The 13172-nt window shown below is 49.1% G+C and carries 13 protein-coding genes; 4 read left to right on the forward strand and 9 right to left on the reverse strand.

Translation table 11 applies throughout. The features are described 5' to 3' along the window. Positions 1-28: 28 nt before the first annotated feature. The 9 genes from F4Y39_06890 to F4Y39_06930 form a co-directional block, all read right to left on the reverse strand. Positions 29-1240 carry a hypothetical protein gene (locus tag F4Y39_06890; protein ID MYC13440.1) on the reverse strand — a complete coding sequence of 404 codons (1212 nt, stop codon included), beginning with the start codon at positions 1238-1240 and terminating at the stop codon, positions 29-31. Next, the gene (nth, locus tag F4Y39_06895; GenBank protein MYC13441.1) at positions 1185-1835 is read right to left on the reverse strand and encodes an endonuclease III; all 651 of its coding nucleotides are present in this window, start codon (positions 1833-1835) and stop codon (positions 1185-1187) included. The genes F4Y39_06890 and nth overlap by 56 nt, the downstream gene beginning before the upstream one ends. A 19-nt stretch (positions 1836-1854) precedes the next feature. Continuing rightward, positions 1855-3006 (reverse strand): MFS transporter, encoded by a 1152-nt coding sequence (locus F4Y39_06900; GenBank protein MYC13442.1) that lies wholly within the window; start codon positions 3004-3006, stop codon positions 1855-1857. Between the two features lie 75 nt (positions 3007-3081). Continuing rightward, positions 3082-4278, reverse strand: coding sequence for a tetratricopeptide repeat protein (locus F4Y39_06905; protein ID MYC13443.1), 1197 nt, complete (start codon positions 4276-4278; stop codon positions 3082-3084). Positions 4279-4447: 169 nt separating this feature from the next. Continuing rightward, entirely contained in the window at positions 4448-5095 is a 648-nt protein-coding gene (locus F4Y39_06910) for an energy transducer TonB (protein MYC13444.1), read from the reverse strand. Between the two features lie 3 nt (positions 5096-5098). Further along, a complete protein-coding gene (locus F4Y39_06915) occupies positions 5099-5506 on the reverse strand; it encodes a biopolymer transporter ExbD (GenBank protein ID MYC13445.1) in 408 nt (135 codons plus the stop codon). 15 nt (positions 5507-5521) lie between these two features. Next, entirely contained in the window at positions 5522-5926 is a 405-nt protein-coding gene (locus F4Y39_06920) for a biopolymer transporter ExbD (GenBank protein MYC13446.1), read from the reverse strand. Between the two features lie 3 nt (positions 5927-5929). Continuing rightward, complete coding sequence (locus F4Y39_06925; GenBank protein ID MYC13447.1) at positions 5930-6550, reverse strand: MotA/TolQ/ExbB proton channel family protein; 621 nt, start codon at positions 6548-6550, stop codon at positions 5930-5932. A 72-nt stretch (positions 6551-6622) separates the two neighbouring features. Further along, the gene (locus F4Y39_06930) at positions 6623-7834 is read right to left on the reverse strand and encodes a tetratricopeptide repeat protein (GenBank protein MYC13448.1); all 1212 of its coding nucleotides are present in this window, start codon (positions 7832-7834) and stop codon (positions 6623-6625) included. A gap of 647 nt (positions 7835-8481) precedes the next feature. Here F4Y39_06930 and guaB point away from each other — a divergent pair. The 4 genes from guaB to F4Y39_06950 all read left to right on the forward strand — a co-directional run bounded on the left by guaB (position 8482) and on the right by F4Y39_06950 (position 13164). Next, complete coding sequence (guaB, locus tag F4Y39_06935) at positions 8482-9966, forward strand: IMP dehydrogenase (GenBank protein ID MYC13449.1); 1485 nt, start codon at positions 8482-8484, stop codon at positions 9964-9966. Between the two features lie 145 nt (positions 9967-10111). Beyond that, the gene (locus tag F4Y39_06940; GenBank protein MYC13450.1) at positions 10112-11770 is read left to right on the forward strand and encodes a sulfatase-like hydrolase/transferase; all 1659 of its coding nucleotides are present in this window, start codon (positions 10112-10114) and stop codon (positions 11768-11770) included. A 43-nt stretch (positions 11771-11813) separates the two neighbouring features. After that, entirely contained in the window at positions 11814-12557 is a 744-nt protein-coding gene (locus tag F4Y39_06945; protein MYC13451.1) for a M14 family metallocarboxypeptidase, read from the forward strand. Next, positions 12517-13164, forward strand: coding sequence for an SGNH/GDSL hydrolase family protein (locus tag F4Y39_06950; protein MYC13452.1), 648 nt, complete (start codon positions 12517-12519; stop codon positions 13162-13164). The genes F4Y39_06945 and F4Y39_06950 overlap by 41 nt, the downstream gene beginning before the upstream one ends. Positions 13165-13172 lie beyond the last annotated feature (8 nt).

Here is a 13172-nt window from a genome sequence, read left to right on the forward strand (position 1 = left end):
GTAGTCAGAGCTTCGGGACACGCCCCATTTACAATTCTCCAATCCGCTTCTTCTCAAAAAATTCCCAATCCCATTCGGCACCCCATCCGGGATCACTGGGCGGTGTAATATGGCCATTCTCGGGCAAGGGTGGATTGAGCAACCCAATCTCACGACCGCGCACATCCCGGGACCCTCCTGGGAAAAACTCGTAATAACTCGTATTCGATATGGCACAAACCAGATGTGCATGCACCAGCCCAAACAACCCACCCGGTCCATTAAATTCAATATTTGCACCGTACATCTCCGCCAAATGTGCTAATTTCAACGTCGGAGTTGTACCCAGCCGCGCATTGGCGCGCAGGGCATCGGTTGCCCCGGAAATAATCCATTGCGCGCTCAAATCCACATCGTGCATCAAAGTCTCAGGTGCCAAAATGGGAATATCCAGCGCATCGCACAAACGCTGCAAGTTCTTTTGATCTCGATCTGCCAGAGGCTCTTCAAACCACCCAAACCGCAACGCCTCCAGAGTCTTACCCACCCGAATCGCATCGTGCAACGTATAATCACATCCTGCGGCATCGTGCAAAATATCGACATCCCTCCCAACCGCATCGCGCACAGCGTGAAAACACGCGATATTTTCATCTGCCGTACCCCCAAAGTGATCTTTTACAGCCAGAAATCCCATTTCCACTGCCTTTTTTGCATCGGCTACAGCCTCTTCTTTTGAGCCACTTCTAAAATTGTAATAAGCCGCACAACGAGACCGCGCCCGACCAATCAGACCGTGAACGGGAAGCCCCGCAACCTTGCCGGCGATATCCCACAAACAATTGTCAAAAGCGCCAAACCATCCAGGTCGCGTGAACATGCCGCGCGTTGCTTTGTGTAATTTTTGCGCGAGTCTCTCCCGATCAAATGGATCTTCGCCAATCGCCAGCAACCGCAATTGCTCCAGATCTTCAGAGCGCATCGTCGTGTACCGCGCATCCCCCACCGTACACACCCCTTCGATGTCTTCGTCTGTCTTTACATGCAAAACGTGTATATGCTCTGCCGACTTACCCGCACCCCGCTTTGCCCATCGCTTGCGGGCACCCTGACCGGTTTGTTCCATCCGAAACCGCCCCGTATTGGCGGGCAACTCAAAAACCGAAATCGCAATCGCTCGAATCTTCACTTCCACCTCCAATCTTTCAAAGCAAACTTCTGCGTCCATACACGCTACAAATGCGGCATTGATGGGGATCATGGCCTCTCGCAGGGCAATATTCTCGTCCAAAAAAAATAATCTGCAAATGCAGCTTATTCCAAATTTCCGCGGGAAAAATGCGTTTCAAATCGCGCTCGGTCTGCACCACATTTTTGCCACTGGACAACCCCCATCGATAGGCGAGACGATGAATATGCGTATCCACGGGAAATGCCGGCACGCCAAAAGCCTGAGCCATCACCACCGACGCCGTCTTGTGTCCCACGCCGGGCAATGCTTCCAAACCTTCATAAGATTGGGGCACCTCGCCATCGTGTTCATCCAGCAAAATACGAGACAAATCGAAAATCGCCTGCGCTTTGCGAGGCGCCAACCCACACGGACGGATAATGCCTTCGATTTCTTCAACCGACAGCGCAATCATTTTCTCTGGCGTATCTGCCCTGGCAAATAAAACCGGCGTCACCTGATTGACCCGCACATCGGTACACTGCGCCGACAACAACACAGCGACCAGCAAGGTATAGGCACTCCCGTGTCTCAGCGATCCTTCGGGATCGGGATACAATTCGTCTAAAATCTCGGCAATTCTTTCGGCTTTCTCGGCTTTACTAAAACGCTTTTTCAAATTCATTCTCCACACAAATTAAAAACTAATCGCCCGTCTGCGGCACAAAGCCGCTGGGAGCTTTCACTTTATGGATAAACAACTGAATACCAATCGTCATCAGAATAACCATACTACCCATCAAATAGGGCAATCGCGCATTAAAATGCTCGGCAACAAGACCACCGAGGAGCGGACCAAATAAAAATCCACTCCCCACAATCGCTTCGTGAATACCCGTGCGACGACCTCCTGGACCTTCTGCGTACAAACTGTAAAAAATACTCGCTGTAAACGTTACCCCAATAAGCCCGCCCAGCAGCAAAAAACCACATGCAAAAACAATCGGTTTTGTACCCATCCCGATCAAACCGAGGCCAAAAGCTCCCAAAAGCTGAGCGAAAATAATAGGTGACAGACGAAATTGCCATCGATCTGTCCGCGACATAAAATAAAAAACCGCAAGTTGGGTCAAAGCGATCAGCGCGAGCAAAAACCCCAGCAAATCCGGTGAAATGCCGAGATCCGTCGCCAATTTTGGAAAGAGCGCACGTATAAGCCCAATCACAAAAAACGTTGCAAAATTGGCCAACAATGCAAGGGGAAAAAAATGTCCTGACGTCGCAACAACCGATCTTGTAGCCGCAACACCTGGCTCCGATTCCAAAATGGGAACGACGATCAGCCCCAGAAATAACAGAAGCACAAAAAAGCCAGACAAAACAAATCCGCTAAACGGGTGGAATGCGAACAACACACCACCTGCGGCTGGGCCAACAAACACGCCCAATGTCCACGCCACATTGAATCGCCCCAAAGCGGGTAACAACATATCTCGCGATTTCCCGCGCCCAAGATAGGCTTGCATTGGGGGCCAATAATGTGCAATGGCAACAGCAGAAAGCACAGAAAGCAAAATAAAATGCCAGATGCGATTGACACCGATATATCCCACAAATGCCAGAAAAAGACAAAAACTCCCAATTCTCATAATCTGACGATAACCCATCCGGTCTGAAAGGCGGCCAGAAACGAGACTGGTCACAGAATAAGCCAATGCACCCCAGGCATTGATGTGCCCGAGATCGTCATAAGTCGCACCGAATTGCAGGGCGTATAATGGAACGCAAATGCCCACAATGGAAAAACAGCTATCCATTAAAAAGGCATTGACATACAAAAAAGTATCTTTTTTCACAAAAGGAGATATCTCCTAAAAAAAAAGGGACTCAAAAGAGTCCCTTCTAATTTTTTACAAAAAGCATTGTGCTACTTACTGTGCCTCTTCTTCTCCACCGCCCATTGGATTGAGGATGCGATCAATCTGGTCTTCGCAATATTTCTTGTATTGGCGATTCCCAACCCCTTTTTTGTAGTGCGAAATCGCTCTTTCTTTTTGGCCAAGCTCGCGATAACAATCGCCCAGAATGACATTGGCGGGCACTCTCCATTTAGATGAAGACACGGCTTTATTGGCGTGCCTGATCGCATTTTGGTATTGCTTGAGTCCAAAATAGGGTTCAGCTATCCGATAGTTTACCTCGGCTGTATTCTTAATGCCCAGTGCCCTTTTGTAGGAAGCAACAGCATTTGTGTACTGTCTGGCATCTGAATAGGCTTTGCCAAGTGCTGTGTGAACATCTGCATTCTTGGGATCAACCTGTGCTGCTTTTGAAAGCACGGAGATCGCTTTGCTATTTTGCTTCATCGCCTGATAGACCACTGCCAGATTCAGGCGAGATCTCGTATCTTTTGCATCCGCTTGAATCGCCTTTAAGTACGCGCTTGCTGCACTGCTATTTTTTCCTGTCGCCCTGAAGAGATCACCCAAACCGCGATGGGCTTTGCCATAGTTCGGATTCAGCTCAATGGCTGTTTCAAGTGCTTCGCGCGCGGCATTCACACTGCGAGCACTTCTATGTGCCAGACCCAAATTGTAAAATACGGTCGCATCTGAAGGATCGACTTGCGTGGCACTTTCATACTGAGCCGCAGCTGCCTTGTAATTGCGCCGCCTGAACAACGTGGTGCCTTCTTGAAGATAAGCCACCTTTAACCTATCCCGTGCTTTGCCGTCGGCAAAACTGGGATCAATCGACAGCACCTTTTGCATGCTCGCCTGGGCGCCTGTATAGTCTTTGGTCTGCAATTGCAATTCGCCCATCTCAAAATAAGCAGCTGCGTAATCCGTCTTGATTGAAGTCGCCATTTGATAAGCTTCTATGGCCTTTGTGTAATTGCGGAGCTTTCGATATGTCGTGCCTATCGCGCGATATGCCTGCGCGTTTTTAGCATCGATTTTTACAGCTTCCTCAAAAGCTACGAGTGCTTTTTGATACTGTCTTTTTTTGTATAACTCCTGTCCGGCATTGTACTTTTCCGCTGATTCGGGACTCACAACCTGTGCAAGGGCAGAGCCAGCCATTAGCACAGACAATGAAAGCATCGCAAGGAAGGAACGCATGGACATGGGGAATCTCCTGTATTTTGAACCTTTACAAAGACTTAAAATTCGGATTAGGCAGTATATATTGTAAAATTTCGGCGTATATGTCAAGTATTGTTTACATATTTACACAAAAAAGGCCATTGTACACCCTGCACAATGGCCTTTCGCAAATCAAAATAGCCACCTTACCTTAGTTCAAGCGGAAAGACATCGGCTGTGTCATCCAAACAGAAACCGGCTTGTCATTTTGTTGGGCTGGTTCAAACCTGAATTGCAGAACAGCATCAATCGCCGCTTGACGGAAAATTTCTTGACCTCTAAGTACAGTCACATTGCTTACCCGACCATTCTTATCAACCAAAAACTTCAAAAACACTTTTCCAGTCAACCCGGCTTTGCGGGCAATTTCAGGATATTTAGGATTTACCTGATGTTTGACTTTTGGTTTTTGCTCAACCATATAAAACTCGAGGATTTCTTCTTCTTCCTCATATGAACCCGGCGGCGGTGGCGGCGGCATATCGACCATTGCATCGTCAAAATCGAGATCAGTACTCTCAATAGTCACGTCATCGGGCACATCGTCGCTCTCTGTTTCAATTGGCACAGCAGGTCGCGGCGGCGGCGGCGGACGTTTAATCTGACGAGTTTCTGGAATATCCACATTTTCAATAATGATCTGTTTCTTCTTGCGATCACTCGCAGAGGCTTCAAAAGTTGGAAAAATCACAGCCACGGCGGTGTGCAGGACAAACGTGACCAATGTGCAATATCCAAAAACCTTATTATAAGAACGTCGCAAATCGGCTTCTGGTGCTTTTCCCCGAATCATTGCCATAGCTTACCCCTCTCGGTTGGTCGCAAAGTTGATGCGCAGCGCATCGGCCTTGCGCAATTCTTCCATCACACTACTGATCAATCCATAAGGCGCGCGGTAGTCACATTTGAGTGATACGACCATGCGGGGATCTTTGACACGGCGATCGTAAAAAATCCCGGCTATCTGATCGAGATTCGCCAGCTTGTCGTCAATATAGATTTTGCGATCAGCAGAAACCCATAGATAGTTGATGTGACGACGTTTCTTGAGTTCTTCGATTTTTTCGGCCTTGGGCATAATAATGCCCGTCACGCGGTAGCGGACAAAAACCGTAGATACCATAAAGAAAATGAGCAGCAAAAAAGTAATGTCGGCCATAGACCCGGTGGGGATGCTGTGTGAGACACCACCTTTTTTCTTAAAATTCATGAAAACCTCCTGAACTTACTCACTGGGCGAAGCGAGGGAAATTTTATCTGCCCCTGACAATTTAATCTCGTCGAGCACATCGATGAATTGCTCATAGGGCGTTTCTTCGTCTGCCTTTAATGAAATGATCAGCTTATCATTTTGCGCCAATCGCTGCTCAATATCTGCTCGAAGCATATTCAATGGGATACTCTGTTCCAAATTGATGAGAATATCCCCATTGACATTGACCCAGATGTTGCAAATATTTTTCTTCTGGATTTTCTTGGACTCGCCCGGCGGAGGCAAGTGCATACCAATACCCTTATCCTGGTTCATCGTGGTAGTCACCAGAAAAAACACCAGCAACAAAAATACGATATCAGCCATAGACCCGGTGGGGATTTCAGGTGAAGATTTTTCGCGTCGCTGAAGGGCCATGTTTTAGTCCTCCTTGCCGTAGCCCAACTGAATCAGGTCATCGACAAATTGATTGGAACTTTCCTGGAGATCGATGATGATCTTGTCAATCTTTGACAGGAAGAAATTGTATGCAGCCTGTACTGGAATAGCAACCACCAGGCCCGAAGCTGTTGTAATCAAAGCTTCAGAAATACCACCGGCCACAACACTGGGATCAACATCGCCAGCAGCGGCAATATCGTTAAAAGCCCGGATCATACCCGACACAGTGCCAAGGAAGCCGACAAGAGGTGCCAGGTTTGCGACCGTGGAAAGCCACACGAGACCACGCTCGAGAAAAGCCATTTCGATAGCACCGGATTCCTCAATCGACTTTTCCACATGTTCAATACCGCGATCCAAACGCAACAACCCTGCGTGCAACACCGTAGCGACCGGGCCGCGCGTATTGGAACACAACTCGGCAGCACCTTCTGGCCCATTCTGCTTGAGGGCATCCTGAAGCTCTACCATAAACTCTTTGGCATTGATGTGTGCCTTAAAAAGCGTGTAAAAGCGCTCAATCATCACCACAACACCAAAAAACAACATCACCAGCAACGGATACATAAAGTTTCCGCCTTTAATAAAAAGATCAACCATGCCACATCTCCCAGGTTAGGTTATGAATTACGTGTGAATGCGAAAAAAATGGATTAACAACACAAAAGCCCTTTACTTTTTACCTTCGGTTTCCACCTCCTCCTTTTTCTTTTTACTACCTTCAAAAAATTCTCGACGCTTCTTTTCTTCTTCTGTCAGGGGTGGATCAAGTGTCAGGATCATCGCGTTGGCATTGCCCTTCCACTGCGGGTCTTTCAACGCCCTTCGATACCATATCAAGGCATTGATCGAATCCTGTTTTGCACTTGAATTTTCCCACCTGTCAAAATAATGTTCGCCCCTCATATAGGGGTACCTGCCATTTTGGGGATCTTGTTTCAATCCCTTATTGACCCACTTGAGACTCTCGGTCAACACAGCCAGTTCTTCTATCACTCCCAAATTGTCGGGCTGCATAGCGTGTAATTTTTCAAGCCGACCAACGACCCAGCTTTCGGATTTACTCAACCTCTTGCCCAATTTAATGGTCTCTTCCAGAAAGAAAACACTCGAGACATCATTTTGATACAATTTTTCAAAGGCATCAAAGGCTTTATCATCATCGCCTCTCTGATCATACATACCCGCCAATTTTTCCAGCGTAGCATAATCATCGGGATTTATCTCCAGAACTTTTTCCATTTCGGCCAGAGCTTCGTCCTCGCCGCCTGTTCGCAGATGTAATTTACCAATCATATCCCGCACTTCGGGATCATCGGGAGCCAATTCACCCCACTTTTTGGCATACTCCAATGCTTGTTCATAGTCTTCAGTTTCGACACTCAAACTGACCAGCGCGTGATAATATTTAATTTTCTCCTCTGCCGTGAGGTCAAATCCCAGCAACGCTTCATAAGCCCCAATGGCTTTATCGGGCTGTTCTTCTATAATATAGATGCGGGCCAATGCGATGTGTGCTATCTTCGTGTATTTGCTTTTGGGGTCGAGTTCAACAGCTTTGTGCAACCAGGTAATCGCATCTTCGTATTTTTCTATTTCTTCGTACAACTTACCCAGGTATCGAGCTGTTGTTGATCTTTTGGGATTAAAACCCCACGATTTCAAAAATTGCGTTTCGGCATCTTCATATTGCTTGCTCTTGAGATATCGAGCACCAAAAGACAGGTGTTGACTGGCCTTCTTAATAGAATCAGCCTGTGTCATCTCGGGTTCGCCATCTTCGGCAAAACAGATTGACGCTGTACCCAGAAGAAAAAAACTGCAAAACAAAGCCGAAAAACCAGATCGGAATTTCCAATTTAAAATCATGGTCCCAATCTCCATACTATATGGGGATGAAAAATCGCGGAAAACGACACATAACAGGCCGTTTTCCCTCCTTGAGAACAATATACAACCCACAGCAAAGAATAATGCGATTACAGGTACCAGGGCTGAAGAATCTAATGAATGAAAAAAAACCTGTCAAGCCAAAATCTGCTTCAAATTAAACGAAATATAAATCAATAGAGTTCCCGGTATATCCAACACTGCAACAATGTTTTATGAGAAGTGTTAATTATCTCAGTTTTGAAAATGTAAGATAGCTAATTAACTAAAAGCGATATTAGAAGTTTGGGTTAATTAAAAATAAGAATATAAGCCGTAGAGATCGCTGTCAACCCCTTTTCCAGAGACCATTGAGAACAAAATTCTATTTCACGCATATTGACAGAATAAAAGAGAAGCGGTATATTTGGCAAATCCAATCGCAATTTGGAGAACCATCATGCACCAGAAGTTTTACACTTATTGTTGTCGCAAAAAACGGCGGGTTACACCGCCGCCAGGCCTCAGAGCGGAGTGTGTAACTGTGCCTGCCTCCTGAATCCCCTTGATGTGTCTGCGTCAAGGGGATTTTTGTATTCGACTCAAAAGAGGGAAAATAATCCTCATCAACTTTCTCGACTTCACTATAGAAAGGACATGTGATGGATAAATCAACAGACAAAATTGTCAAACAAGGTCTCACCTTTAATGATGTTTTGCTCATGCCCTGCAAATCGGAATTTTTACCCAAAGACACCGACCTCGGCACGCGACTCACGCGAAACATAAAACTCAACATCCCTCTGGTGAGCGCCGCTATGGACACCGTAACAGAAGCGCGTCTCGCCATTGCGATGGCGCAAGAAGGCGGCATTGGAATCATCCATAAAAATCTCACCGTTGAAGAGCAATCCCAAGAGGTCGAAAAAGTCAAGCGGTCAGAAAGCGGTATGATTGTCGACCCCGTGACCCTATCACCCGATCACTACATTTCAGAAGCGCTGGAACTCATGCAAAAGTATCGCATTTCGGGTGTCCCAATCGTCGCCCAGGGCAACCGCCTCGTCGGCATTTTGACCAACCGGGATCTGCGCTTTGAAAAAAATCTCAATCGCCGAGTAAAAGAAGTCATGACAGCCAAAGGGCTGGTAACAGCCAAACTGGGCATATCACTTGAAGACGCGCAGGAAATTCTGCAACAACACCGCATAGAAAAGCTGCCGGTTATCGATAATGCGGGCGTCTTAAAGGGACTGATTACAGTCAAAGACATCGAAAAGAAAATCCAATATCCCATCGCCTGTAAAGATGACCTCGGGCGTTTGCGCGTTGGTGCGGCAGTCGGTGTGGATGGGGACGCAGAAGAACGCACCGCCGCGCTGATTGAGCAAGGGGTAGATGTCATCGTAATCGACACCGCGCACGGCCATTCACGCGGCGTGCTCGAAGCCGTAGAGCGCTTCAAAAGCAAATATCCCGAAACTGACCTCATCGCAGGCAATATCGCCACACCAGAAGCCGCAGCCGATTTGACCGCGGCAGGTGCCGACGCCATCAAAGTCGGTATGGGACCCGCAACAATCTGTACCACGCGCGTGATCGCCGGCATTGGCGTGCCTCAAATTACAGCCATTATGGACTGTGCCGAAATCGCCGCCAAAACCGGTGTTCCCCTGATCGCCGATGGGGGCATCACACAATCTGGCGACATCACCAAAGCCATTGCCGCAGGCGCCCATTCGGTCATGATCGGTTTCCTATTTGTAGGCACGGACGAAAGCCCTGGCGAAACCGTTATCTATCAGGGCCGCACCTTTAAGGTCTATCGGGGCATGGGATCATTGGGCGCAATGCAGCGCGGTAGCAAAGACCGCTATTTCCAGGGCGAAGTTGAAGCGACCAACAAACTCGTGCCCGAAGGCATTGAAGGACAGGTGCCTTACAAAGGATCTCTTTCGGGTTTTATCTATCAACTCATAGGTGGTCTTCGCGCGGGTATGGGCTATTGTGGCACGCGCACCCTCGACGAGTTGCGCAAAAACGGGCGCTTTGTGCGCATCACCTCTGCCGGCATTCGAGAAAGCCACGTTCACGACATCGCCATTACCAAAGAAGCACCCAACTATCGGCTCGACTCGACATACTGAAACGAATAGACGAATAGACGAATAGACGAACCCCGCCCAACCACCCAAAATCAGTGCGAACTCCATTAGCAGATTCGCTGATTCGTTGATTCGCTGATTCGCTGACCGGATGTCCTGAATTGCCATAAGTGCTGAGGATAACACCATGCCAGACCGCCCCAACATTCTCGTCCTCATGACCGACCAGCAGCGCGCAGATGCCATGGGCTGCGCTGGAAATACAACAATCCGCACGCCCAACCTCGACGCGCTCGCCAGTTCAGGGATTCGCTTTGCACAGGCCGTCACGCCCACCCCCGTCTGCGTTGCTGCGCGCATGAGTTTTATCACCGGTCACAGAATGTCCCGACACCACTGGACAGACAACAGTGCGCTACCTGGTCCCTTACCCGAACTTCCCACCATCATGACGCTTCTTCTGCGCGCCGGGTACTGGACACAGGGCATTGGGAAAATGCACTTTCACGGTCGGCACTACGGCTTCCGAAATCTCCTCACAATGGAAGAAGGCATCGATCATTGGGTCAATGACGACTACATCCGCTATCTGCGAGAAAACAGTGTTCGCACCCGTTTTCCCAAAGGCATCCGCGACCTGCTCTTCTTCCAGCCCCAAACCTGTGGCATACCTGTTGAACACCACAAAAATACCTGGGTCGCCAACCGATCCATTGACTTTCTCCGCGAACACACGCGCTACCGCGCCAATCAACCCTTTTTCCTGTGGAGTTCCTGGATATCACCGCATCCGCCCTTTGCACCCTGCGAACCGTACGACGACATGTACGACCCCGCCGACATGGAACTTCCGCCCTTTGCCGACCGCCCTATCGAAACCCTGCCACCCAATTTTTACGGCAGCCGGGGACGTCTGGACGGTGCCCATCGCGACCCCGACCGCCTGCGCCGCCTGCGTGCCCTTTACTATGGCCTCATCTCTCATGTTGACGACGGCATTGGTCGCATTTTGAATGAACTCGAAACCCTCGGCCTATCCGATAACACTGTCATCCTCTTTGTCTCAGACCACGGTGAAATGATGGGCGAACACGGCCTTTCGCAAAAAAACTGCCCTTATGAATCCTCCGTCCGCATTCCATATCTCCTCCGCTGGCCCGGCAAAACGCGAGCGGGGCAACAATGCGATGACCTCGTCAGCCTGCTCGACTTCTTTCCCACCCTCATAGAAGAACTCGACCTCCAGTATCCAGAAGAACACGGCCCGTTACCAGGGGCGAATCTCCTGGGCACAACAGGTGGGGGCTTGGCAAAGCCTCGAGAATCCGCGATTATAGACTACAGCAAGGGCAAAGGACGCTGGATTTCAGCGCGCAACCAGAAACACAAATACGCCTTTTTTGCCCACGGCGGAATCGAAGAACTCTACCACCTGGAAAACGATCCACACGAACAGCACAACCTCATCGCCGAAAACCCCGCATTGGCGTCAAAATTTCGCGATCAAATCACCGTCTGGGAACGACAATATGGCCTGAGTAATTCGCTTGACGGCGATAGACTGCGCTCGTATCCCGGTCCGGCCCGCATTCCCACAGAAGAAGAATGCCGCACGGTCAACCTCAACGACGGGCCCTGGCCCAAACGCTTGCCGGACGATGAAAAAGACAGTATCGAAACCTTTGCCGAAGCATTTACCCGTGCCATCGACAAAGAAACCACCTTATCACCCGACAAATTGAGCATCAAAAAATATAAAGAACAAGTGCTCAAACGCGGTCCCCGAGATATCGCCGCAGAATCGCTTGAAGGCACACCATGGGAAGACGCCTGGCACAACGCATAAGCACTGAAAAAACCCATTCATATTAGATAGTCCGATTAATCCCATGCCAGACTACGCCACTTTTGAAAACCGCTTAAAAAATATCGCGCACCCCGACATTGCCCATCGCATCATTGGTCATATTCACGGTTATGCTTTTCATTGCCTCACAATTGGCAAACCCGCGCCATCAAAACCGAATATTCTCCTCTCGGCAGGTGTACACGGCGATGAACCCGCGGGCGTCGAAGCCATCCTTCAATTTCTCGAACGCGATCTCGCAGATATAATCCAGCACTTTCACATCGTCGTTTTACCCTGTGTCAACCCTTCTGGATACGTCAACAACCAGCGAGAAAATATCCAGGGTGAAGACATCAATCGCGCTTTCAAAAACGAAGTCCCCGAATCCACCCTTGTCAAACAGCAGCTTGCGGGATATCGTTTTGACGTCTTTCTCGACATGCACGAAGATTACGACGCAACAGGTACTTATTTTTACGAAGGCAAACGCGATAGCGCGTGGTTGGCGCCAGCCATCGCGCACCGGGCAAAAAAAATCGGCCCCCTGGATGCGGATACCGCTGAAACCGATATCCCGCTTGCAGAGGGCGTCTTGCAAGTCGATCCCGCCTGGGGTGAAAGCGGTTTTACCTCTTATGTCTATATCCATCATGCCGACCACGTCATGATCACTGAAACATCATCCAACTGGCCTATGGATAGGCGAGCTAAAGTACACCTGCTCGCCCTTGACATGACCCTCGATCACTATTCGACGTCACTCAAAGGAGAACCACGTGAATAACCCAGCATTTGAACCCATTGAAGATGACCCCGGCCTTCCTCGCGTATTCATCATAGGGGACTCCATCTCCATTGGCTATACCGTGCCCGTGCGCGAACTGCTCAAAGGCAAAGCCAATCTCCACCGCCCGCTCACCAACTGCGGACCGACAAAGCGCGGCGTAGAGGAAATCGAAAACTGGCTCGGTGACGGTTCCTGGGATGTCATCCACTTCAACTGGGGCTTACACGACATCGTCTATATGACAGAACAGGGTGAGCGCGTCGATCCACCGCAGGGCCAACACCAGGTGCCTGACGACCAATACGAACAAAACCTCGACACCCTGGTCAAACGCCTCGCACAAACCGGTGCCAAATTGATCTGGTGTGCCACCACACCGGTTCCCGAAGGCGCGTCCTTTCGCAAACCCGGCGACGAAGTTGAATACAACGCCATCGCACAAAAAGTCATGGCTGCACACGGCATTCCCACACATGACCTCTACACATACGCTATAGAACGCCTTGACGATATACAACTCCCCGCCAATGTGCATTTTTCAAAAGAAGGCTCTGCCATACTGGCTGAATCTGTTGCGCGACATATTTTGGGTGTGTTGGCCTGAGGTCTTTT

Source organism: Gemmatimonadota bacterium (assembly GCA_009838845.1).
Taxonomy (GTDB): Bacteria; Latescibacterota; UBA2968; order UBA2968; family UBA2968; genus VXRD01.